Consider the following 22,910-nt stretch of genomic DNA (forward strand, 5'->3'; position numbering starts at 1 on the left):
CTTCGATCCCGTGGCTCAGTTTCGGCTCCAGGGGAGCAAAGTGCTCGCCGTCGACATGACCGGCGATGCCGTCAAGGCGAAGAACGGCTCGATGGTCGCCTACGACGGCCAGATGACGTTCAAGAAGATGACCGGCGGCGGTGACGGGCTGCGCGGCATGGTCACCCGCCGGCTGACCGGCGAACAGATGGAAGTGATGGAGGTGAAAGGTCACGGCACCTGCTACTTCGCCGACCGCGCGAGCGAGATCAACCTCGTCCAGCTGCACGGCGAGAAGCTGTACGTGGAGGCCAGCAACCTGCTGTGCACGGACGCGGCGCTGCGCACCGGCACCACCTTCACCGGGCTGCGCGGCGCCTCCCAGGGCAACGGCCTGTTCACCACCACCGTCGAGGGCAGCGGCCAGGCCGCGCTCATCTCGGACGGCCCGGCCGTGGTGCTCCGCGTCACCAAGCAGTACCCGCTCCAGGTCGACCCGGGCGCGTACGTCGCGCACACCGGCGACCTCAAGCAGCACTTCCAGTCCGGGGTGAACTTCCGCACCTTCATGGGCGAGGGCTCCGGGGAGTCCTTCCAGATCCGTTTCGAGGGCGAGGGCCTGGTGTACGTACAGCCCAGCGAGCGCAACACGGTCGGCGGTGAGCTCTGATGCCGTTCACCCCGGTCAACTCCCGTATCGTGCGCGCGCAGATCGGTCCGGGCCAGCGGATGTTCAGCCAGCGCGGCGCGATGCTCGCCTATCAGGGGGACGTCAGTTTCACCCCGAACATCCAGGGCGGCCAGGGCGGCATCGGCTCGATGATCGGCCGGCGGATCGCCAACGAGGCGACTCCCCTGATGACGGTCGAGGGCAGTGGCACCGTCCTCTTCGGGCACGGCGGCCACCACGTCCACGTCGTCGACCTGACCGGCGACACCCTCTACGTCGAGGCGGACCGGCTGCTCGCCTTCGACGGGACGCTCCAGCAGGGCACGATGTTCATGGGGTCGCAGGGCGGCGTGATGGGCATGGTGCGCGGCCAGGTCACCGGCCAGGGGCTGTTCACCACCACTCTCAAGGGGCAGGGGGCGGTGGCCGTGATGGCGCACGGCGGCGTCATCGAGCTGCCGATCACCCCGCAGCGGCCCGTCCACGTCGACCCGCAGGCGTACGTGGCGCACCGCGGCGACGTCCGCAACAAGCTCTCCACGGCGCTGGGCTGGCGCGACATGGTCGGCCGCGGCTCGGGAGAAGCGTTCCAGCTGGAGCTGTCCGGCCAGGGCACCGTCTACGTACAGGCGTCGGAGGAGAAACTGTGACCGGTCCCGTGGTTTTCGACCCCCACACCCTCCCCTCGGACGACAACGTCAACGACTACACCTTCAGCGTCGACCTGAACGGCCAGTGGTTCCTGCAGAAGGGGAAGATGATCGCCTACTACGGGCGGATCGACTTCCAGGGCATCGGGCACGGCGCGCTGGACCGCCTGATCGCCCACAGCTTCCATTCGCCATTGCACGCGGCGGACTGGGTCGTGGCCGAGGGCCAGGGCAAGATGCTCCTCGCCGACCGGGCGTTCGACGTGAATTCCTATGATCTGGAAAACGGCAACCTGACCATTCGCTCGGGCAACTTGCTCGCCTTTCAGCCATCTCTGTCGCTGAAGCAGTCGATCATCCCGGGCTTCCTCACGCTCATCGGCACCGGCAAGTTCGTGGCCGCCTCCAACGGCCCGGTGGTCTTCATGGAACCGCCGATCCGGGTGGACCCGCAGGCCCTGGTGGGCTGGGCCGACTGCCCTTCGCCGTGCCACCACTACGACCACCAGTACCTGCGCGGATTCCTCGGCGGCATCCGGGCGCACACCGGTCTGGGCGGGGTCTCCGGCGAGGAGCACCAGTTCGAGTTCGTGGGGGCGGGCACGGTGCTGCTCCAGTCCACCGAGCAGCTGATGCCCGAGCTGGCCACGGGTGAGGTCGTATCCGAGGCGGGCGTGCCGGGCGGGGGCGGCGGACAGGGCGAGGCAACTCGCCAAAGTGGCTCACAACTGCCGCAGCTGCCGGGCGGGCTGGGGGGCCTCCAGCGCCGCTTCGGGCTGTGAGCGGTAGTCTGCGGACGGTGACCTCGAACGTCTGAGCAAGCGCCCGGCCGAGCGCCTGAGCCATGTCACAGCCATGACTTAATTCGATATTCAACTTCCACGGGTAGAATTCATTCATGACGACCGACAGCGACACTCCCTGGCTGACCGACCAGGAGCAGCGTGCCTGGCGCACCCACCTGGACGTCAGCAGACTGCTGATGCACCAGCTGGAGCGGGACCTGCAGCCGTTCGGACTGACCAACAACGACTACGAGATCCTGGTCAACCTCTCCGAGGCCGAGGACCGGCGGCTGCGCATGAGCGACCTGGCCGCCGCCACCCTGCAGTCCAAGAGCCGTCTGTCCCACCAGATCACCCGTATGGAGAACGCCGGCCTGGTGCGCCGCGAGAGCTGCGAGTCCGACCGCCGCGGGCTGTACGCGGTGCTCACGGACGAGGGCTGGGAGACCATGCGCCGGGTCGCGCCGCACCACGTCGCCTCCGTGCGGCGGCACTTCATCGACCTGTTCACCACGCAGGACCTGGAAGCGCTGCGCGCGTCCCTGACGCCGGTGGCGGAGCATCTGCGGGGGCGGCGGGGCAAGATCTGACGGCTGCGCCGCCGGGGGACGGTACGCGGCCGGGGGACCCGTACGTGATCGGGCGGCGCGTGGCCGGTTGTGACGCCCGGAGGGCGCAACGGTACGCCGGACGGCCGGGCCGCTACGCCACCGGCAGGCGTAGTTCGAAGACCGAGCCCGTGCGGACGGCCAGTGTGCCCCCGTGCCGCCCGGCCACGTCGCGGGCGATGGCGAGGCCCAGTCCGGCCCCGCCGTCGTCACGGCTGCGGGCGTCGTCGAGCCGGACGAACCGCTCGAAGATCCGCTCCCGTTCCTCCGGCGGCACCCCGGGCCCGTCGTCCTCGACCCGCAGCACGGCCCACTCCCCCTCGCGCGCCACACTCGCCCGTACGGACTCCCGCGCGTGCCGCTGCGCATTGTCCAGCAGATTCCCCAGCACCCGCCCGAGCTGGCTCCGCGACCCGGCGACCTCCACGCCCGCCAGCTCGCCCACCTGCACGGCGATCCGGTCGCCCACCCGCTGCGAGACCTCCTCGCGCACCAGTGCCGCCAGGTCGATCCGCGCGTCCGCCGGCCGCTCCCCCGCGTCCAGCCGCGCCAGCAGCAACAGGTCCGCCGCCAGGTTCTGCAGCCGTACGGCGTCCTCCACGGCGCCCGGCGCGTCCAGCAGCTCCGGATGCGCGATGCCCACCTCCAGCTGCGTCCGCAGGCTCGCGATCGGGCTACGCAGCTCGTGCGAGGCGTCCGCGACGAACCGCCGCTGCCGCTCCACCGACTCCTGGAGCGCGCCCAGCGTCTCGTTGGTCGTACGGGCCAGCCGGTCGATCTCGTCCCGCGAGCCCGGCTCCGGCACCCGCCGCGACAGATCCGTACTGGCCGTGATCGCCGCCATCTCCCGGCGGATGCCCTCCACCGGGCGCAGCGCCCGCCGCGTGACCAGCCAGGTCACCCCGGCCACGACCAGCAGCAGGCAGGGCAGCCCGATCAGCATCGCGGTGCGCACCGAGCCCACCGCCTCCCGCTCGGCCGCCAGCGGTGCCCCGGCCCGTACGACGGCCTTGCCGCCCTGGGTGTCCTTGGCCTCGACGGTGGCGAACCGGTAGTCCGCCGTACGGTGGCCGACCGTCGCCGTACCGCCGGTGTGCCGCGCCTTGCCCTCGACCTCGCCCGGCTTGATCTCGTGGTCGTCGTCATCGTCGTCGGAGTCGTGCGGCTGCCCGGCGGGCGGCGTCTGCCGCGCGGTGACGGCCTTGCCGTCCACCGCCCGTACGTCGTCGCCCGCCGCCAGCACCCGGCCGTCCTCGGACAGCACCACCACCGGGCGGTCGTCGCCGTCGGGGAGGTCCAGCTTCTCGTACGGCTTGCCGGTCGCGATCTGCGTGGCGACCTCGCGGGCGGTGTTCTCCGCCTGGAGGTCGGCCTGGTCCACGAGATTGTTCTTGAGGACCAGGAGGAGGGCAGTGCCCGCGGCGACCAGGGCGACCGCCACTACGAGGGAGGCGCCCAGCGCCGCCCGGACCCGTACCTTTCCGATGACCCTACGCACCCGGCACCAGCCGGTACCCGGCGCCGCGCACCGTCTGGATCGCCGCGGCGCCCAGCTTGCGGCGCAGCGCGCTCACGTACACCTCGACGATGTTGTTGTCGCCCTCGTACGCGAAGTCCCACACGTGCTCCAGGATCTCGGCCTTGGACACCACCTCGCCCGCGCGCAGCGCCAGTTGCTCCAGCACGGCGAACTCCTTGGCGGTCAGCGTCACCTCCACGCCGGCGCGCTCCACGCGGTGCGCCCCCTGGTCGATGCTCAGCTCTCCCACGCGCAGCACGGGCAGCGCCGTCCGTCCGCGGCGGCGCAGCAGCGCCTTCACGCGGGCCACCAGCACCACGTACGAGAACGGCTTCGTCAGATAGTCGTCCGCGCCGGTGTCCAGCCCCTCGGCCTCGTCGTACTCGCCGTCCTTGGCCGTCAGCATCAGCACCGGCACCTCGTTGCCCGCGGCACGCAGGGCGCCGCACACGCGGTAGCCGTTCATGCCCGGCAGCATGATGTCCAGGATCACCAGGTCGTACGTGCCCTCGCCCGCCCGGTGCAGGCCCTCCAGGCCGTCGTGCACCACATCGACCGCGTATCCCTCGGCCCGCAGTCCTCCGGCCAGGGACAAGGCCAGTCGCTTCTCGTCCTCCACGATCAACAGGCGCATGCGCCCACGATGCCACCCGCCACCTGAAGCCCGCTTCAGGTGGCTTCAGGTCCGCTTCAGGTCGGCCGCGCCACGGTGGATCACGTCATCGAGCACGACCTCACCTCATGGATCGAGGAGATATCGCCATGAAGCGCAACATCGTCATTGCCTCCGTTGCCGCGGCCGCGCTGATCGGCGGCGGGGCCGCCACCGCCGTCGCTTTCGGCGGCTCCGGGGCGTCGGACACGTCGTCCGCGGCGGCCGCGTCGTCCACGCCGCGGTCCAGTGTCAGCGTGCCGGACGACGACGTGAACGAGGACGCGCGGGAGGCCAAGGCCGCGACCGTCTCCGCGCCGCAGGCCGCGGCGGCCGCGCTGAAGGCCACGCCCGGCACGGTCACCGGCATCGACCTGGACCAGGACCGGCCCGGTCTGGTCTGGGAGGTGGACGTGCTCGGCAAGGACAACAAGTGGCACGAGGTGACGCTCGACGCCGGCAACGCGAAGGTCTTGAACCAGCGCGTCGAGCATGAGGGCGACGACGATCACGGTGTCGCGCGGGCGCGTGCCGAGCTGAAGGGGGCGTCCGTCGGTGCGGTGGCGGCTGCGGAGAAGGCGGCTGCTTCGTACGGGACGGTGACCTCCGTGGACCTGGACGATGACCACCGCGGCAGCGCTGTGTGGGAGGTCGAGACCGTCACGAAGGACGGCAAGGAGCACAAGCTGAACGTCGACCCGCGGTCGGGGAAGGTGTCGGTCGCGCCGCGGGACGGCGACGCCGACGGGGACGATGACTGAGGGTTCGCGGCTTATGTGACGTCGCGGCTTGAGCCTCACGCAGCGTGAGGCTCTACGGTCCCGCGTCATGAAGATAGTTGTGCACGACACGGCGTCCGCCATGGACAAGCTCCTCCGGCTCCCGCTGGAGGAGCGGCCCGACGCCCTGCGGGAGCTGCTCGCCCCGCTGCAGGACGCGATGTCCGTCGGGGGCGTGGACCTGATGCGGATGCATGAGATGGGCTGCGGCTTCCGGATCGACCGGGAGGACCCGCGCTACCTGGCCGCCCTGGAGCGGATGCGGGACGCGCGGGTGTGGGAGCGGGTGGAGGAACAGCTCGGTGCGGCGTGGGAGCGGCTGCGGCCCGTCGTCGCGTCGGGGCTGCGGGCCGCCGAGACCGTGCATGTGGTGCTGGTGCTCGGTGATCCGGACGACGACCTGCTGATGCGTAATGCCGGGTACACCGGGCTGGGCGGGTTTCCGGGGGCGATCCATCTGACGATGTGGCCCACGGAGGTCGGCCTGGCGAAGATCGGGCATGCCGCGGCGCATGAGCTGCACCACAACGTTCGCTACGCGAATGTGGTGTGGGATCCGGTGGCGGTCACGGTGGGCGAGCAGGTTGTGGCGGAGGGGCTGGCCGAGGCGTTCGTGCGGGAGCTGTCGGGGGCGGAGGCGATGGGGCCTTGGGCCACGGCGGTTTCCGGTGCGGAGCTGGATGCCGCGTACGAGAAGATCACCGGCGCGGTCGATGTGGCCGGGATGCCGAATCTGCCGCCGTACGTGTACGGGGACACCACTGCGCGGCGCATGGGGCTGGAGCCTGTCGGGCTGCCGGACAATGCCGGGTATGCGGTGGGGCTGCGCATCGCGGATGCGCATCTGGGTGCTTCGGGGGTGAGTGCGGCGGAGAGTGTGGGCCTGTCGGCTCGGGAGGTTCTGGCGAGTGCGGGGGTGGTTGCTGGGGCGTGACGGGTCCCCGAGCCCGCTCCGTTTGCGGCTTTCCCGCCACCGTGGCTGGGGTCTTTTCAGGCCCCAGCCCGTCCCTGCGTCGGTCTAGCCCGCCGTCTCTTCCCCTGTGAGTCCGGCGATCAGTTCGTCCGCCGCTGCGTACGGGTCCAGTTCTCCCGCGGTGATGCGTTCTGCCAGTACGGACAGGCGGCGGTCGCCTCGGAGGTCGCCGATGCGTTCCCGTAGTCGGGTTACGGCGATGGTTTCGACCTCGCGGGCCGCCCTGGCCCGTCGTCGCTCCGCGAGGACGCCGTGCTCCTCGCTCCATGCCCGGTGCTTTTCGAGGGCCTCTACCAGTTCGTCGGTGCCCTGGGCTCGGGCTGCGACCGTTTTGACGATCGGGGGGCGCCAGTCGCCGGGGGCCCTTGCCTCGCCCAGGCCGAGCATGTGGTTGAGTTCGCGGGCCGTGGCGTCGGCGCCGTCGCGGTCGGCCTTGTTGACGGCGTAGACGTCGCCGATCTCCAGGATTCCGGCCTTGGCGGCCTGGATGCCGTCGCCCATGCCCGGTGCCAGGAGTACGACCGTGGTGTCGGCCTGGGAGGCGATGTCGACCTCGGACTGGCCCACGCCGACGGTCTCCACGAGGATCACGTCGCAGCCTGCGGCGTCCAGGACGCGGATCGCCTGGGGGGCGGCCCATGCCAGGCCGCCCAGATGGCCCCGGGTGGCCATGGAGCGGATGTAGACGCCGGGGTCGGAGGCGTGTTCCGACATCCGGACGCGGTCGCCGAGGAGGGCTCCGCCGGAGAAGGGGGAGGACGGGTCGACGGCGAGGACGCCGACCCGTTTGCCCGCTCGGCGGTAGGCGGTGACCAGGGCGGAGGTGGAGGTGGACTTGCCCACGCCGGGGGAGCCGGTCAGGCCCACCACATAGGCGTTGCCGGCCAGGGGAGCCAGGGCCGCCATCACTTCGCGCAGTTGCGGGGACGCCCCTTCCACCAGCGAGATCAGCCGGGCCACGGCCCGCGGCCGGCCCTGTCGTGCCTGTTCCACCAGTTCGGGGACGTCCACCACTGCCCTGTTCCTCCCGGTTCGGTTGGGTTACTTGCCCGGTACGCGGATGATCAGCGCGTCGCCCTGTCCGCCGCCGCCGCACAGGGCCGCCGCGCCCACGCCGCCGCCGCGCCGGCGCAGCTCCAGGGCGAGGTGGAGGACGATGCGGGCGCCGGACATGCCGATCGGGTGACCGAGCGCGATGGCGCCGCCGTTGACGTTCACCTTTTCCGGGGACACCCCGAGGTCCTTCATCGACTGCACGGCCACCGCGGCGAACGCCTCGTTGATCTCGATCAGGTCAAGATCTTCGACCGAGAGGCCGGACTTGCCCAGTGCGTGCCGGATCGCGTTGCTGGGCTGGGACTGGAGGGAATTGTCCGGGCCCGCCACGTTGCCGTGGGCGCCGATCTCGGCGATCCAGTCCAGGCCCAGTTCCTCGGCCTTGGCCTTGCTCATGACGACCACCGCGGCGGCGCCGTCGGAGATCTGGGAGGACGAGCCCGCCGTGATGGTGCCGTCCTTGGCGAAGGCGGGGCGCAGCTTGGCCAGGGTCTCGGTGGTGGTCTCGCCGCGGATGCCCTCGTCCTTGCTGAAGACGACCGGCTCGCCCTTGCGCTGCGGGATCTCCACGGGGGTGATCTCCGCCTCGAAGAGGCCGTTCTTCTGGGCCGCGGCGGCGCGCTGGTGGGAGCGGGCGGCGATCTCGTCCTGCTCGGCGCGGCCGATGCCCAGGCGGGTGTTGTGCTTCTCGGTGGACGCGCCCATCGCGACGTTCTCGTACGCGTCGGTGAGGCCGTCGTGGGCCATCGAGTCAAGCATCTCGACGGCGCCGTACTTGAAGCCCTCGCGGGACTTGGGCAGCAGGTGGGGCGCGTTGGTCATGGACTCCTGACCGCCGGCGACGACCACGTCGAACTCGCCGGCGCGGATCAGCTGGTCGGCGAGGGCGATGGCGTCGAGGCCGGAGAGGCACACCTTGTTGACGGTGAGGGCCGGGACGCTCATGGGGATGCCGGCCTTGACGGCGGCCTGGCGGGCGGGGATCTGGCCCGCGCCGGCCTGCAGCACCTGACCCATGATCACGTACTGCACCTGGTCGCCGCCGATGCCCGCCCGGTCCAGCGCGGCCTTGATGGCCACGCCTCCCAGATCGGCGCCGGAGAAGCTGCGCAGGGATCCCAGCAGGCGCCCCATGGGGGTCCGGGCGCCCGCGACGATCACGGAGGTGGTGCTGGACGTACCGTTCGCTGTCATCAGCGCGGCCCTTCCTGTACAGGGAGGTTAACGAGGGTTCCCGTCAATGTACTGAGGGGTAGGCGCCGGGTCACCGGGCTGCGGGTGTGATCGCGCGCACGTTGCGTAACCACGCGTGCGAGCGGTGCACTGGAGGCATGCTGACGCGAATCGACCACATCGGGATCGCCTGCAAGGACCTCGACGCGACCGTCGAGTTCTACCGTGCCACGTACGGCTTCGAGGTGTTCCACAGCGAGGTCAACGAGGAACAGGGCGTCCGCGAGGCCATGCTCAAGATCAACGATACGTCGGACGGCGGCGCCTCGTACCTCCAGCTCCTGGAACCGACCCGGGAGGACTCCGCGGTGGGCAAGTGGCTCGCCAAGAACGGCGAGGGAGTGCACCACATCGCCTTCGGTACGGCTGATGTGGACGGGGACGCGGGGGCCATCCGGGACAAGGGCGTGCGGGTGCTCTACGACGAGCCGCGGATCGGTTCCATGGGGTCGCGGATCACCTTTCTGCACCCCAAGGACTGCCACGGCGTGCTGACCGAACTGGTCACCGCGGCGCCCCACGAGGGAACTGCCACCCCCTCTTCCACGTCTCCCTCCACGACAGAGCACTGACCTTTCCCTTCCCCGGCCGGTAGAGTGCATCTTCGGCCGGGGGCCGGGTCGGGGCTCGGTCCACACTCCGCCGATGATCTGACACCATTTCTTCGGAAGGGTCAGCTCCAGTACGCGTCCCGCACGAGGCATTTCGGGCTGCGCACGAGCAGATGGGAGCCGGCCGCCACCATGACCAGGGGACGGATGGGACCGCGCAGTGCGGGGCAACGACCGCTACGAGGCTGACGACCACCTCTCGCATTTCGAGGCCGAGATGGAGCGGCTGAAGACGGAGCGGGACAAGGCGGTCCAGCACGCCGACGACCTCGGCTATCAGGTCGAGGTGTTGCGAGCCAAGCTCCATGAGGCGCGGCGCACCATCGCGTCCCGCCCCGCTTACGACAACGTCAGCCACCAGGCCGAGCAGCTGCTGCGCAACGCCCAGATCCAGGCCGACCAGTTGCGTACGGACGCCGAGCGCGAGGTGCGCGAGGCCCGCGCCCAGACGCAGCGGCTGCTGCAGGAGCAGGCCGAGCGCCAGGCGCGCATGGAGGCCGACCTGCACGCCGAGGCGGTCGAGCGGCGCCGGCGGCTGGACGAGGAGCTCAACGAGCGCCGGCAGACCGTCGAGTCGCACGTCAACGAGAACGTCGCCTGGGCCGAGCAGCTGCGCTCCCGTACGGAGGCGCAGGCGCGCCGCCTGATGGACGAGACGCGCACCGAGGCCGAGCAGGCGCTGGCCGCCGCCCGCGCCGAGGCGCAGCGGCTGGCCGAGCAGACCCGCGCCCGGCTGGGCAGCGAGGCCGAGCAGGCCCGCGCGGAGGCCGACGTGATCCTGCGGCGGGCCCGTACGGACGCCGAGCGGCTGCTGAACGCCGCCTCCACCCAGGCCCAGGAGGCCACGGACCAGGCCGAGCAGCTGCGGACCAGCGTCGGTTCGGAGACCGAGGAGGCGCGGCGGCAGGCCGCCGAGCTGACGCGTACCGCCGAGGCCCGGATGCAGGAGGCCGACCGCGCGCTGCGCGAGGCGCGCGCCGAGGCCGAGAAGCTGGTCACCGAGGCGCAGGAGAGCGCCACCAAGCGGCTGTCGGCCGCCGAGTCGGACCAGGAGCAGCGGCTGCGGACCGCCAAGGCGGAGATCGCGCGGCTGGTCGCCGAGGCCACGAAGGAGGCCGACGCGCTCAAGGCGGAGGCCGAGCAGCTGCGCGCGGACGCCCGTGCGGAGGCGGAGCGGCTGGTCGCCGAAGCGCAGGAGGCCGCCAGGTCCAAGGCCGCCGAGGACTCGGCGGCGCAGCTCGCGAAGGCCGCGCGGACCGCCGAGGAGGTGCTGACCAAGGCGTCGGAGGAGGCCAAGGCCACCACCAGGGCCGCCGCCGAGGAGGCCGAGCGGGTCCGCCGGGAGGCCGAGGCGGAGGCGGACCGGCTGCGCGGTGAGGCGCACGACACCGCCGAGCAGCTCAAGGGCGCCGCCAAGGACGACACCAAGGAGTACCGCGCCAAGACCGTCGAGCTCCAGGAGGAGGCGCGCCGGCTGCGCGGCGAGGCCGAGCAGCTGCGGGCCGAGGCGGTCGACGAGGGCGACCGGATCCGGGCCGAGGCGCGCCGCGAGGCGGTCCAGCAGATCGAGGAGGCGGCCGGCCGGGCCGAGGAGCTGCTGGCCAAGGCGAAGGCCGACGCCGAGGAGACCCGGGCGGGCGCCGGCGCGGAGAGCGAGCGGGTCCGTACCGAGGCCATCGAGCGGGCCACGGCCCTGCGCAAGCAGGCCGAGGAGGTGCTGGAGCGCGCCCGCGAGGAGGCCGAGGAACTGCGCGGCGAGGGCGAGGAGGCCGCCGCCGCGCTGAAGGCCGAGGCCGAGGAGGCCGCCCGGCAGCTGCGTGCGGAGGCCGAGGAGGCCGCCGCCGAGCGCCGTACCGAGGCGCAGGAGGAGCTGGACCGGCTCCAGGCCGAGGCCGTGGAGAAGGTCACCGCCGCCGAGGAGGCGCTGCACGAAGCCCGCGCCGAGGCCGAGAAGCTGCGCCGGGAGGCGCAGGAGGAGGCCGCCAAGCTCAAGGCCGAGTCGGCGGAGCGGCTGCGCACCCTCCAGCAGCAGGCCGAGGAGGAGGCCGAGCGGCTGCGTTCGGAGGCGGCGACCGACGCGTCCGCCGCGCGCGCCGAGGGCGAGTCCGTGGCCGTACGGCTGCGCAGTGACGCCGCCGCCGAGGCGGAGCGCCTGAAGACCGAGGCCCAGGAGACCGCGGACCGGGTGCGCGCGGAGGCTGCCGCCGCCGCGGAGCGTGCGGGCGCCGAGGCCGCCGAGGCGCTGGCCGCCGCCCAGGAGGAGGCGGCCCGCCGCCGCCGGGAGGCCGAGCAGCTGCTCGGCGAGGCCCGCGACGAGGCCCACCAGGAGCGCACCGCCGCGCGTGAGCAGAGCGAGGAGCTGCTCGCCTCGGCCCGTACGCGGGTCGCCGAGGCGCAGGAGGAGGCGGAGCGGCTGGTCGAGGAGGCCGAGCGGCGCGCCGCCGAGCTGGTCGCCGCGGCCGAGCAGACCGCCCAGCAGGTGCGGGACGCGGTCGCCGGGCTGCACGAGCAGGCCGAGGAGGAGATCGCCGGGCTGCGCTCGGCCGCCGAGCACGCCGCGGAGCGTACGCGCACCGAGGCGCAGGAGGAGGCCGACCGGGTACGGTCCGACGCCTACGCGGAGCGCGAGCGCGCTTCCGAGGACGCGGCCCGCACCCGCCGTGAGGCGCAGGAGGAGGCCGAGGCCGCCAAGGCGCTCGCCGACCGCACGGTCGCCGAGGCCATCGCGGAGGCCGACCGGCTGCGCGCGGAGGCCGACAGCACGCTCGACGAGGCGCGCGAGGCGGCCGGCAAGGCCCGTACGGACGCCGCCGAGCAGGCCGACACGCTGATCGCGGAGGCCACCGCACAGGCCGAGAAGATGGTGGCGGACGCCTCCGCCAAGGCGCAGCAGCTGCGTACCGACGCGTCCGACGCGCTGGCCTCGGCCGAGCAGGACGCCAACCGGGCCCGCGCGGAGGCCCGCAACGACGCCAACCGGATGCGTTCGGACGCCGCCGAGCAGGTGGACCGGCTGCTCGCCGAGGCCCGCGCGGAGGCCGAGCGGATCGTCACCGAGGCGACCGAGCTGACCTCGTCGGCGCAGGACGACGCGGACCGCACGGTGCGCGAGGGCCAGGAGGCCGCCGAGCGGCTGCGCGCCGAGGGCGAGCAGCGCGCCGCCGAGCTGGTCGCGGAGGCGACCGCCGAGGCGGAGCGGCTGCGCGCGGAGGCCGCCGAGGCGCTGGAGACCGCGCGCCAGGAGGCGGAGCGGATCGGCGACGAGGCGCGCGAGGCGGCGAACAAGACCCGTTCGGACGCCGCCGAGCAGGCCGACCAGCTGATGTCCGAGGCCGGCAGCGAGGCCGAGCGGCTGCGCGCGGACGCCGCGGAGACCGTGGCGGGCGCCGAGCGGGACGCGGACCGCACCCGGGCCGACGCCCGCGAGCAGGCCGACCGGATGATCGCCGAGGCCACCGCGGAGGCGGACCGGCTGCGCGCGGAGGCGGCGGAGACCGTCACCTCGGCGCAGGAGCACGCCACCCGTACGCGTGCCGAGTCCGAGCGGATCAAGGAGGAGGCCGAGGCGGAGGCCGACCGGCTGCGCACCGAGGCGCTGGAGGAGTCGGAGCAGACCGTCGACGCGGCCCGCAAGGACGCGGCGCAGCGCCGCGCGGACGCCGCCGAACAGGCCGACCAGCTGATCGCCAAGGCGCAGGAGGAGGCGCTGAAGGCGGCGACCGCCGCCGAGGAGCAGGCCGACACGATGGTCGGCGCGGCCCGCAAGGAGGCCGAGCGGATCGTCGCGGAGGCCACCGCCGAAGGCAACGGGTTCGTCGAGAAGTCCCGTACGGACGCGGACACGCTGCTGAGCGAGGCCCGCGGGGACGCCACCGCGATAAGGGAGCGCGCCGAGGAGCTGCGTGCCCGTATCGAGAGCGAGGTCGAGGAGCTGCACGAGCGGGCCCGCCGGGAGTCCTCGGAGACGATGAAGAACGCCGGGGAGCGGGTCGACAAGCTGATCGCGCAGGCCACCCAGCAGCAGGCGGAGGCCGAGGAGAAGGCCAAGCGCATGGTGTCGGACGCCAGCAGCGAGGCCAGCAAGGTCCGCATCGCCGCGGTGAAGAAGGCGGAGGGGCTGCTCAAGGAGGCCGAGCAGAAGAAGGCCGAGGCCGTACGGGAGTCGGAGCGGATGCGCGCCGAGGCCCGCGCGGAGGCGGAGCGGATCGTCGAGGAGGGCAAGCGCGAGCTGGAGGTGCTCGTGCGGCGCCGCAAGGACATCAACGCCGAGATCTCCCGTGTCCAGGACGTGCTGGAGGCGTTGGAATCTTTCGAGGCGCCGTCGAACGGTGGTGGCAAGGAAGGGGCGAAGGCCGCCGCGGGAGCGGGCGCAACTCGTTCGAGTGGCAAGCAGTCTGAGGGGTAGCCACCCAAATGAGGGGCCATTCTCCACTTCAAACGCGCAATGACTCGATGACACGCCGTTGCGGCCCCTAGGATTCCCTTTATCACCTCACCGGTCTCTTTCGACAGGAACCCCATGAGCGACACTTCCTCCCCCTACGGCTTCGAGCTCGTGCGGCGTGGGTACGACCGCGGTCAGGTGGACGACCGCATCTCGAAGCTGGTCGCCGACCGCGACAGCGCCCTGGCCCGCATCACCTCCCTGGAGAAGCGGATCGAGGAGCTGCACCTCGAAACGCAGAACGCCCAGGCCCAGGTCAACGACGCCGAACCGTCCTACGCGGGCCTCGGCGCGCGCGTGGAGAAGATCCTCCGGCTCGCGGAAGAAGAAGCGAAGGACCTGCGCGAGGAGGCCCGGCGGGCCGCCGAGCAGCACCGCGAACTGGCCGAGTCGGCCGCCCAGCAGGTACGCAACGACGCCGAGCAGTTCGCGTCGGAGCGCAAGGCCAAGGCCGAGGACGAGGGCGTCCGCATCGTCGAGAAGGCGCAGGGCGAGGCGACCGCGCTGCGTGCCGAGGCGCAGAAGGACGCGCAGTCCAAGCGGGAGGAGGCGGACGCCCTCTTCGAGGAGACCCGCGCCAAGGCCGCGCAGGCCGCCGCGGACTTCGAGACCAACCTCGCCAAGCGCCGCGAGCAGTCCGAGCGGGACCTGGCTTCGCGTCAGGCCAAGGCCGAGAAGCGGCTCGCGGAGATCGAGCACCGGGCCGAGCAGCTGCGGCTGGAGGCCGAGAAGCTGCGCACGGACGCCGAGCGCCGGGCCCGCCAGACGGTGGAGACGGCGCAGCGCCAGGCCGAGGACATCGTGGCCGACGCGAACGCCAAGGCGGACCGGATCCGCAGCGAGTCCGAGCGGGAGCTGGCGGCGCTGACCAACCGCCGGGACTCGATCAACGCCCAGCTGACGAACGTCCGCGAGATGCTCGCCACGCTGACCGGCGCGGCGGTCGCCGCGGCCGGCACCCCGGCGGACGAGGAGCCCATCTCCCGCGGCGTCCCGGCGCAGCAGTCGCGCTGAGGCGCCGTTTGCCGTTGTGACGCCGGTGCGGCCGGTGGGCTCCCGCAGCCCGCACCCGTGACGGCCGGTACCGCGCCCGACGGCGGCAGACGCGCTCCGCCCGCCCCGCCTCTCTTCGGAGGCCGGGCGGGCGGAATGCTTTTTTCAACAGTGGTACGACCTGACAGGCGCCCTGCGGCTGGCGCCCGGTACGCCCGAGATGCGGGGTTCCTGGCCCCCGCTTAGCGTGCTGTACATGATCGAAGTCGAGGGGCTGACCAAGCGCTACGGCGACAAGCTCGCCGTGGACGGGCTGACCTTCACCGTACGGCCCGGGGTCGTCACCGGATTCCTCGGCCCGAACGGCGCCGGCAAGTCCACGACCATGCGGATGATGCTCGACCTGGACCATCCGACGTCGGGACGGGTCCGTATCGACGGCCACCGCTACCGGCAGCTGTCCGATCCCCTGACCTCCCTCGGCGCCCTCCTCGACGCCAAGGCCGTGCACGGCGGCCGCAGCGCCTACCACCACCTGCTGTGCCTGGCGCAGAGCAACGGCATCCCGCGCGCCCGCGTGCACGAGGTGCTGGACACGGTGGGGCTGACCCCGGTGGCCAAGAAGCGCTCCAAAGGCTTCTCGCTGGGCATGGGCCAGCGCCTGGGCATCGCGGCGGCGCTGCTCGGCGATCCCCGCATCCTGATGTTCGACGAGCCGGTCAACGGCCTCGACCCCGAGGGCATCCACTGGATCCGCAACCTGATGAAGGGTCTGGCCGCCCAGGGCCGGACGGTGTTCGTTTCCTCGCACCTGATGAGCGAGATGGCGCTGACCGCCGAGCACCTGATCGTCATCGGCCAGGGCCGGCTGCTGGCGGACACCTCGATGTCCCGGTTCATCCAGGAGAACTCCCGCTCGTACGTACGGATGCGGTCGCCGGAGCGCGAGCGGCTGCTCGACGCGCTCCGGGAGGGCGGGTACGCGGCGGTGCCGGCCGGCGACGCGGTCGAGATCGACGGGGCGAGCGCCGCCGACCTGGGCGAGCTGGCCGCGCGGCACCGGCTCGTCCTCCACGAACTGAGCCCGCAGCAGGCGTCGCTGGAGGAGGCGTTCATGCAGCTGACCGCCGGGTCGGTGGAGTACCACGCGCATACGGCGGAGGCGCCGCGGGCCGCGGACGGCGGCGTACCACCGGGGGCGGCGCCGCCCGCGGAAGCCCCCGGAACACCAAGCACGCCGGGAACACCAGGAGCACCGGGGACGCCGGGCCCGCAGCCCGGCGGCTGGGGTGCCGGCTGGCGGAACAAGAAGCGAGGGGCGTGACGATGGCGGCCGTCTCCCAGGTCCTGAGATCGGAATGGACCAAGATCCGCTCGGTGCGGTCCACGGTGTGGACGCTGGGTGTCGCCCTGGTCGTCACGGTCGCGCTGGGCGCGCTGATCTGCCTGCTCGCCTCGAACGACTTCGGCAGCACGGCGCCCCGCGACCGGGCCGGCTTCGACCCCGCCGGCACCAGCTTCGCCGGCATGGGCCTGGGCCAGCTGGCGATGATCGTCTTCGGGGTGCTGGTGGTCTCCAACGAGTACAGCACCGGCATGATCCGTACGTCGCTGGCCGCCGTACCGCAGCGCGGCGTCTTCCTCTTCTGCAAGATCACCGTGGCCGCCCTGCTCGCCCTGGCCGTCTCCTTCGTGACGGCCTTCCTCTCCTTCTTCGTCGGCCAGGCGATGCTGGGCGACCACGCGACGTCGCTCGGCGACCCGGGCGTGCTGCGCGCCGTGGTGGGCGCCGGGCTCTACATGACGGTGATCGGGGTGTTCGCGATGGGCGTGGCGACGATGCTGCGCAGCCCCATGCTGGCGCTGGGCACCCTGATGCCGTTCTTCTTCCTGATCTCCAGCATCCTGGGCAACGTCTCGGCCACCCGGAAGATCGGCCGGTACCTCCCCGACCAGGCCGGCGCACGGATCATGCAGGTGGTGCCGCCGGCCGGGCAGGACGTGCCGTACGGGCCGTGGGGCGGGTTCGGCATCATGCTGGCGTGGACGGCCGCCGCGGTGCTGGGCGGGTACCTGCTGCTGAAGCGGCGCGACGCCTGAGGGCAGCGTCCGGAACCGGGCCGCCCCTGAGGCCGGACGCCGGGCCCCAGGCGTAACCCCTTGCGCCCCACCCGTCCGCGTTTTGACGGGAACCGTCAGCTGCCCGATAACCTCCTAACCCTTACGGGGGTACGAGAGCACCTCTGCCCCGAACCATCTTTCGAGGGGCGGAGAATGATCGAGGCAGTCGGTCTGACGAAGCGCTACGGCGCCAAGACGGCCGTGCACAACCTGTCGTTCCAGGTGCGGCCGGGCACCGTCACGGGCTTCCTGGGGCCCAACGGCTCCGGCAAGTCGACGACGATGCGCATGATCCTGGGGCTGGACACCCCGACCTCCGGGCGCGTCACGATCGGCGGCATCCCGTTCCGCAAGGTGCCCAACGCCCCGCGCCACGTCGGCGCGCTCCTCGACGCCAAGGCGGTGCACGGCGGCCGCAGCGCCCGCCAGCACCTGCTCTCGCTCGCCCAGCTCTCCGGCATCCCGGCGCGCCGGGTCGACGAGGTGCTCGGGGTGGTCGGCCTCCAGGAGGTGGCCCGCAAGCGCTCCAACGGCTTCTCGCTCGGTATGGGCCAGCGCCTGGGCATCGCGGCGGCGCTGCTCGGCGACCCGCAGGTGCTGCTCTTCGACGAGCCGGTCAACGGCCTGGACCCGGAGGGCATCCTGTGGGTCCGCAACCTGATGAAGCAGCTGGCCGCCGAGGGCCGTACGGTCTTCGTCTCCTCGCACCTGATGAGCGAGATGGCGCTGACCGCCGAGCATCTGATCGTCATCGGCCGCGGCCAGCTGCTCGCGGACATGCCGGTCAAGGACTTCATCTCGGCCAACTCCGCCGACTTCGCCCGGGTACGCACCCCGGACACCGAGCCGGAGCTGCGCGAGAAGCTCGGTTCAGTGCTCGGCGAGGCGGGCGCCCAGGTCGTGGCCGAGCCGGACGGCGCGCTGCGCGTCACCGGGCTGCCGCTGCCGCGCATCAGCGACCTCGCCCACGGCGCGGACATCCGCCTGTGGGAGCTGTCGCCGCACCAGGCGTCCCTGGAAGAGGCGTACATGCAGCTGACGCAGGGCGTCGTGGACTACCGCTCGACGACCGACCAGCGCGCCGGTCTCCAGCAGCAGGTGGCTGCTCCCGCGCCGCAGGGCCCCGGCATGCCGGGACAGCAGCCGCCGCAGGGGTACGCGCCGCAGCCGGGTCCGTACGGGCAGCCCGCCCACCCGGGGCAGCCGAACCCGTACGCGCAGGCGCCCGGCGGCGCTCCGGGCCAGGGGTACGGCTACCCGCCGGCGGCCGGGCCGGGCGCGCCGTACGGCCAGCCGAACCCGTACGCGCAGCCGCAGCCGGGCCCGCAGGCCGGTGCCCCGGCACCGATGCAGCCCGCCGCCCAGCCCGCCGCCCCCGCCGACATCTCCAAGCCGCACACCGAGGACGCCCGATGACCAGCCCTCAGCAGCCGCAGCCTCAGCCGCAGCCTGAGCCGCACGACACCGCCGCCCCCGGCGCGGCCGCCCCGATGCCCCCGGCCGGGGCGCCCGAGCCGCCCGCGCAGCCCCCCGCCGAGCAGCCGGAGCCCCGGCCGCTGGCCGCGCACCCGCAGCCGGAACAGCCCCAGGCCCCGATGCCGCCGCAGGCCGGTCCCGCGCCGCAGGAGGGCGGCCCGGCGCGTGAGGCGGGCACGATGATGCTCCAGGCCCAGCAGCCGCCCGCCGCCGCGCCCGGCAAGGAGGCCGGGACGATGATGCTCCAGGCCCAGGCGGCTCCGCAGGGTGCGCCGCTGCCCCCGCAGGGCGCGCCCAAGGACGCGGGCACCATGACGCTCCAAGCGCAGCAGCCGCCCGCCGCTCCCCCGCAGCAGCCGCCGTACCAGCCGCAGCAGGCCGCGCACCAGCAAGCCCCGCAGCCGCCCCAGCAGCAGATCCCGGCCGCCTGGCAGGCCGCCGGCCCCGGCGGCGGCGCACCGGCCTACGTCTCGCCGATCCCGGTCCGCCGTACGAACCTGGGCCACGCCCTCGCCTCCGAGTGGACGAAGATCCGGTCGGTGCGCTCCACGATGTGGACGCTGGGCGTGATGATCGTGCTGAACGTGGGCATCGGGCTGATGATCGCGCTGCTGCTGTCGGACCCGTACCGGACGGCCGACCCGCTCCTCGGCTCCGCCTGGCTCGGCCTGCTGCTCGGGACGCTGTGCGTGATCCCGCTCGGCGTGCTGGTGATCTCCTCGGAGTACGGCACGGGCATGATCCGTACGACGTTCACCGCCTGCCCCAGCCGGGGCCGGGTGCTGACCGCCAAGGCGATCGTGCTGTTCGGGCTGACGTTCGTGATCACCACGCTCTCCACCACCCTGGTCGCGGTGGTGCACGCCGGGATGCTCAACGGCCCGGCGCCCACCGGTGACCAGTGGCTGCGCGCCACGATCGGCTCCGGTCTGTACGTGGCCGTACTGAGCCTGCTGGCCCTGGGCGCCGGCGCGCTGCTGCGGCACTCGGCCGGCGCGATCAGCGCGATGCTGGGCCTGGTCCTGCTGCCCATGCTGCTGGCCGTGTTCATGATGACCTCGGAGAGCCTGCGGCCGGTCGCGAAGGCCATGATCGAGTACTCGATCCCCAACAGCCTCGGCGCGCTCTACGACCAGCCGTTCCTGGGCAGCGGCCCGTCCGGCTGGCAGCCGCTGCTGATCCTCGTGGGCGTCACCGCCGTCGTCCTCGGCGGCGCGTACGCGGCGCTGGAGAAGCGCGACGTATAAGTCAATACCTCGGCGCATTACGGGACCGCTGGAGCCTCGCGCTCCGGCGGTCCCGTGCGTTCCAGCACGCCTTGTGCCAGTGTCTGCGGTCGTCCACGTCGCCCTCCCGCGGCCAGGCGACGACGTGCGGCACCCCCGGCGGGATCTCCTGGTCGCAGCCCGGGCAGCGGTAGTGCTTGGCCGCACCGCCACCCCCCAGGTGCCGTACGACCCAGTCCTCGCCGCGCCATTCCTCGGTACGTTCGAGACCGTAGCGGCCTGCGCCCGAGTGGTCGGCTGGCTTCTCACCGCCGCGGGGACGGTTTCGACGCGGGGACACTGGGCACCTCGGGAAATCTACGGGGTCACGGGCCGTCACCACCCTACGCGGATCGGTCATGGGGTCCGCCGCCCACCACAATCCTGCGATCATCGGGAAACTTCGCCCCAGGCCGTGCCCTTGGCACGTGTCACCCGTTGTTGCCTGTTAGGGGGATGTCGCGTCGGCTGCGAGGAGGCAGAAGAGCGATGCGCGTTGGGGCATTCATCCTGGCCGCTCAGTTTCCCGGCCAGGGACAGGGGGAGGCACTGCACCGCGCGGTGCGGTCCGCCGAGGTCGCCGAGGAGGCCGGGCTGGACGCGGTCTGGCTGGCCGAGCACCACTTCATGCCGTACGGGGTCTGCCCGTCGGCGACGACACTGGCCGCGCTGCTGCTGGGACGTACGCACAGAATCGGCGTCGGCACCTCCGTCAGCGTGCTGCCGACCCAGCACCCGGTCGCCCTCGGGGAGCAGGCGGCGCTGCTGCATCTGATCTCCGGCGGCCGGTTCACCCTCGGGGTGGGCCGCGGCGGTCCCTGGGTGGACCTGGAGGTCTTCGGCACCGGCCTGGACGCCTACGAGAAGCACTTCCCCGAGTCGCTGGACCTGCTGCTGCGCTGGCTGCGCGAGCCGCGGGTCGGCGCCGCGGGGGAACGTCACTCCTTCCGCGAGGTCGCGGTCGTGCCGCGGGCCTGCGAGTCGCTGGAGATGCCGGCCGGTCCGCCGGTCGTCCTCGCCTGCACCTCGGCCGGGTCGGTGCGGCTGGCCGCCGAGCGCGGGCTGCCGATGCTGCTGGGGATGCACTGCGGCGACGAGGAGAAGGCCGAGATGGTCGCGCTGTGGCGCCGCCTGTCGCTGGCGGCCGGGCGGGACCCGGCCGACGTCGCGGCGGCGGAGCACGTCTCGGCGGGCGTGGTGCAGGTCGGCGACACCCGTCAGGGCGCGGCCGAGGTGCTCACCAAGGCCATGCCGGGCTGGCTGCGGCGCGGCCTCGCGGCCCATGAGACGGTCGACGGCCGCTACCGCGCCATGCGCGACCCGCTGGCGTACACGGAACTGCTCTGCGATCTGCACCCGGTGGGGCCGCCGCGGCTGTGTGCCGACCGGCTGGCGGCCTCGGCCGCGCGGACGGGCATCCGGCGCTTCGCGCTGCTCGTGGAGGGCTCCGGCGATCTGGCGGCCACGGAGGAGAACGTCCGGCGGCTGGGCGCCGAGGTCCTGCCGCTGCTCCGCTGAGACGGGCGCCCGCGGGGGTACGGCGGCCCGCGCGGCCCGTCCGGTGACACCGGGCCGGGTGGCCGCGGGCCGCGTACCGCCTGGCGCGATGGCGCCGGTCTCCGGGCCGGTGACCGGAGGGCGCCCGGGGAGGGGCCGTCAACGCAGCGTGGCGGTCCCGGAGTTGGCCGACGCTGCCGCCGGCGCGGCGGCGACGCGCGGTGCCGCGTCCCGTGTGCGCAGCGGCAGCGTCACCTGGTCAGCAGTCGCGCAGCTCGGGCGACTGGTTCAGCAACTGGCCTCGGATGGAGGTGAACTTGGCCAGCCTGTCGTCCACCGCCGGGTCGAGCGGGAAGACCGCGACCCGGTGACAGTTCTGGAATGCCAGGCGCACACCGAAGTGGCGCTCCAGGGACCCGCGTATCGCGTCACTCGCCAGCGCACGCAGCAGCTGACCGCGCGCCTGCTCGTCCGGCGGCGGCGTCTGGTTGTCGGCGAACTGGCCGCCGTCCACCTTCAGCCGGACCACCAGCGAGCTGATCATCTCCCATGCGTACGGCAGGGAGGCCCGGACGCAGTCGACAAATTCCGCTTCGTCGACCTCGCCTCGCTCGGCCTGTTCGAGGAGGGCCGGTGAGACGTCGAGCGACATGAGGTTCTCCTCTCGCGGCCCCGCCGGAGCGGGGCCTCAGGGATCGGACGGGAGGCTCGCGACGGAGCGTGTCCGTATCACGACCCCCCGCTTCAACGTTAGGCCGCTCCTCCGGCCCGCACCAGGAGATTGCAGAGACAACCGGCCACCGGGGAACGGGATGGTTCAGGGGCGAATCGCGTCCGCGGCCCCCGGTCGAGTAGCGTGGCGCACCATGCGTCTCGTCATCGCCCGTTGCTCCGTGGACTACGCGGGCCGGCTCAGTGCCCACCTCCCGTCGGCCCCCCGCCTCATCCTCGTCAAGGCGGACGGTTCGGTCTCCATCCATGCGGACGACCGCGCCTACAAACCCCTGAACTGGATGTCCCCGCCGTGCACCCTCAAGGAGGGCGACGGGGTGTGGACGGTGGAGAACAAGGGCGGCGAGAAGCTCATCATCACCCTGGAAGAGGTGATGCACGACTCGTCCCACGAGCTGGGTGTGGACCCGGGCCTCATCAAGGACGGGGTGGAAGCGCACCTCCAGGAACTGCTCGCCGACCGGATCGAGACGCTCGGCGAGGGCTATTCGCTCATCCGCCGCGAATACCCCACCGCCATCGGCCCGGTGGACATCCTGTGCCGGGACGCGGACGGCGGGACGGTCGCCGTGGAGATCAAGCGGCGCGGTGAGATCGACGGTGTCGAGCAGCTCACCCGCTATCTCGAACTGCTCAACCGCGACCCGCATCTGTCCCCGGTCAAGGGCGTGTTCGCGGCCCAGGAGATCAAGCCGCAGGCCCGGGTGCTGGCCACCGACCGCGGCATCGGCTGCGTCGTGCTGGACTACAACGCGCTGCGCGGCATCGAGGACGACAAGCTGCGCCTGTTCTGAGCGCGCCCGTACCGAGCGCCTTCTCCGAGCGCCGGTACGGATGACGACGGCCCGGTACGGGAACGCCCGCCAC

Annotated in this window: 21 protein-coding genes; 15 read left to right on the top strand and 6 right to left on the bottom strand. The window is 72.5% G+C overall.

Going from position 1 to position 22,910, the window contains the following annotated elements:
• The first annotated feature begins 10 nt into the window (after positions 1 to 10).
• The 4 genes from CP984_RS12275 to CP984_RS12290 all read left to right on the top strand — a co-directional run bounded on the left by CP984_RS12275 (position 11) and on the right by CP984_RS12290 (position 2,674).
• On the top strand, positions 11 to 649 hold the full coding sequence (locus CP984_RS12275) for an AIM24 family protein (protein WP_078575485.1): 639 nt from the start codon (positions 11 to 13) through the stop codon (positions 647 to 649).
• Positions 649 to 1,299, top strand: a complete 651-nt coding sequence (locus tag CP984_RS12280) for an AIM24 family protein (RefSeq protein ID WP_003982608.1) — start codon at positions 649 to 651, stop codon at positions 1,297 to 1,299. The genes CP984_RS12275 and CP984_RS12280 overlap by 1 nt, the downstream gene beginning before the upstream one ends.
• Positions 1,296 to 2,081: an AIM24 family protein gene (locus CP984_RS12285; RefSeq protein WP_003982609.1), complete on the top strand. Its 786-nt coding sequence runs from the start codon at positions 1,296 to 1,298 to the stop codon at positions 2,079 to 2,081. The genes CP984_RS12280 and CP984_RS12285 overlap by 4 nt, the downstream gene beginning before the upstream one ends.
• A 116-nt stretch (positions 2,082 to 2,197) precedes the next feature.
• Positions 2,198 to 2,674: a MarR family winged helix-turn-helix transcriptional regulator gene (locus CP984_RS12290; RefSeq protein ID WP_003982610.1), complete on the top strand. Its 477-nt coding sequence runs from the start codon at positions 2,198 to 2,200 to the stop codon at positions 2,672 to 2,674.
• A 112-nt stretch (positions 2,675 to 2,786) separates the two neighbouring features.
• Here CP984_RS12290 and CP984_RS12295 read toward each other — a convergent pair whose 3' ends face one another.
• Together CP984_RS12295 and CP984_RS12300 are read right to left on the bottom strand one after the other, a co-directional pair.
• Positions 2,787 to 4,190: a sensor histidine kinase gene (locus CP984_RS12295; protein ID WP_003982611.1), complete on the bottom strand. Its 1,404-nt coding sequence runs from the start codon at positions 4,188 to 4,190 to the stop codon at positions 2,787 to 2,789.
• Positions 4,183 to 4,845: a response regulator transcription factor gene (locus CP984_RS12300; RefSeq protein WP_003982612.1), complete on the bottom strand. Its 663-nt coding sequence runs from the start codon at positions 4,843 to 4,845 to the stop codon at positions 4,183 to 4,185. Before CP984_RS12300 ends, CP984_RS12295 begins: the two co-directional genes overlap by 8 nt.
• 128 nt (positions 4,846 to 4,973) lie before the next feature.
• Between CP984_RS12300 and CP984_RS12305 the strand changes: the two genes are divergently transcribed.
• A complete protein-coding gene (locus CP984_RS12305; RefSeq protein ID WP_003982613.1) occupies positions 4,974 to 5,624 on the top strand; it encodes a PepSY domain-containing protein in 651 nt (216 codons plus the stop codon).
• A gap of 67 nt (positions 5,625 to 5,691) precedes the next feature.
• The gene (locus CP984_RS12310) at positions 5,692 to 6,576 is read left to right on the top strand and encodes a DUF2268 domain-containing protein (protein WP_030182812.1); all 885 of its coding nucleotides are present in this window, start codon (positions 5,692 to 5,694) and stop codon (positions 6,574 to 6,576) included.
• Between the two features lie 84 nt (positions 6,577 to 6,660).
• Here CP984_RS12310 and meaB read toward each other — a convergent pair whose 3' ends face one another.
• Together meaB and CP984_RS12320 are read right to left on the bottom strand one after the other, a co-directional pair.
• Entirely contained in the window at positions 6,661 to 7,629 is a 969-nt protein-coding gene (gene meaB, locus CP984_RS12315) for a methylmalonyl Co-A mutase-associated GTPase MeaB (protein WP_003982615.1), read from the bottom strand.
• Between the two features lie 27 nt (positions 7,630 to 7,656).
• Positions 7,657 to 8,832, bottom strand: a complete 1,176-nt coding sequence (locus CP984_RS12320; protein WP_003982616.1) for an acetyl-CoA C-acetyltransferase — start codon at positions 8,830 to 8,832, stop codon at positions 7,657 to 7,659.
• A 170-nt stretch (positions 8,833 to 9,002) separates the two neighbouring features.
• Here CP984_RS12320 and mce point away from each other — a divergent pair, with 170 nt between their 5' ends.
• From mce to CP984_RS12355, 7 genes are all read left to right on the top strand, one after another.
• A complete protein-coding gene (mce, locus tag CP984_RS12325; protein ID WP_003982617.1) occupies positions 9,003 to 9,476 on the top strand; it encodes a methylmalonyl-CoA epimerase in 474 nt (157 codons plus the stop codon).
• A gap of 199 nt (positions 9,477 to 9,675) precedes the next feature.
• Positions 9,676 to 13,920: a polarized growth protein Scy gene (gene scy, locus CP984_RS12330; protein WP_030182817.1), complete on the top strand. Its 4,245-nt coding sequence runs from the start codon at positions 9,676 to 9,678 to the stop codon at positions 13,918 to 13,920.
• 114 nt (positions 13,921 to 14,034) lie between these two features.
• Positions 14,035 to 14,973 (top strand): coiled-coil domain-containing protein, encoded by a 939-nt coding sequence (locus CP984_RS12335; RefSeq protein ID WP_003987060.1) that lies wholly within the window; start codon positions 14,035 to 14,037, stop codon positions 14,971 to 14,973.
• A 235-nt stretch (positions 14,974 to 15,208) separates the two neighbouring features.
• Positions 15,209 to 16,276 (top strand): ATP-binding cassette domain-containing protein, encoded by a 1,068-nt coding sequence (locus CP984_RS12340; RefSeq protein WP_043978290.1) that lies wholly within the window; start codon positions 15,209 to 15,211, stop codon positions 16,274 to 16,276.
• Positions 16,277 to 16,278: 2 nt separating this feature from the next.
• Positions 16,279 to 17,052: an ABC transporter permease gene (locus CP984_RS12345; protein ID WP_030182823.1), complete on the top strand. Its 774-nt coding sequence runs from the start codon at positions 16,279 to 16,281 to the stop codon at positions 17,050 to 17,052.
• A 174-nt stretch (positions 17,053 to 17,226) separates the two neighbouring features.
• The gene (locus CP984_RS12350) at positions 17,227 to 18,489 is read left to right on the top strand and encodes an ABC transporter ATP-binding protein (RefSeq protein WP_030182825.1); all 1,263 of its coding nucleotides are present in this window, start codon (positions 17,227 to 17,229) and stop codon (positions 18,487 to 18,489) included.
• A complete protein-coding gene (locus CP984_RS12355) occupies positions 18,486 to 19,796 on the top strand; it encodes an ABC transporter permease subunit (protein WP_030182828.1) in 1,311 nt (436 codons plus the stop codon). Before CP984_RS12350 ends, CP984_RS12355 begins: the two co-directional genes overlap by 4 nt.
• A 1-nt stretch (position 19,797) precedes the next feature.
• On the opposite strand, the gene CP984_RS12360 is transcribed toward CP984_RS12355, so the two are convergent.
• Entirely contained in the window at positions 19,798 to 20,115 is a 318-nt protein-coding gene (locus tag CP984_RS12360; RefSeq protein ID WP_030374571.1) for a hypothetical protein, read from the bottom strand.
• A 188-nt stretch (positions 20,116 to 20,303) separates the two neighbouring features.
• Between CP984_RS12360 and CP984_RS12365 the strand changes: the two genes are divergently transcribed.
• Positions 20,304 to 21,332 carry an LLM class flavin-dependent oxidoreductase gene (locus CP984_RS12365; protein WP_030182830.1) on the top strand — a complete coding sequence of 343 codons (1,029 nt, stop codon included), beginning with the start codon at positions 20,304 to 20,306 and terminating at the stop codon, positions 21,330 to 21,332.
• A 238-nt stretch (positions 21,333 to 21,570) separates the two neighbouring features.
• On the opposite strand, the gene CP984_RS12370 is transcribed toward CP984_RS12365, so the two are convergent.
• Positions 21,571 to 21,963, bottom strand: a complete 393-nt coding sequence (locus CP984_RS12370) for an SCO5389 family protein (protein WP_003987258.1) — start codon at positions 21,961 to 21,963, stop codon at positions 21,571 to 21,573.
• 214 nt (positions 21,964 to 22,177) lie between these two features.
• Here CP984_RS12370 and nucS point away from each other — a divergent pair, with 214 nt between their 5' ends.
• Positions 22,178 to 22,837 (top strand): endonuclease NucS, encoded by a 660-nt coding sequence (gene nucS / locus CP984_RS12375; RefSeq protein WP_003987257.1) that lies wholly within the window; start codon positions 22,178 to 22,180, stop codon positions 22,835 to 22,837.
• Positions 22,838 to 22,910: the final 73 nt, after the last annotated feature.

Origin of the sequence: Streptomyces rimosus (genome assembly GCF_008704655.1) — a bacterium.
Lineage (GTDB): Bacteria > Actinomycetota > Actinomycetes > Streptomycetales > Streptomycetaceae > Streptomyces > Streptomyces rimosus.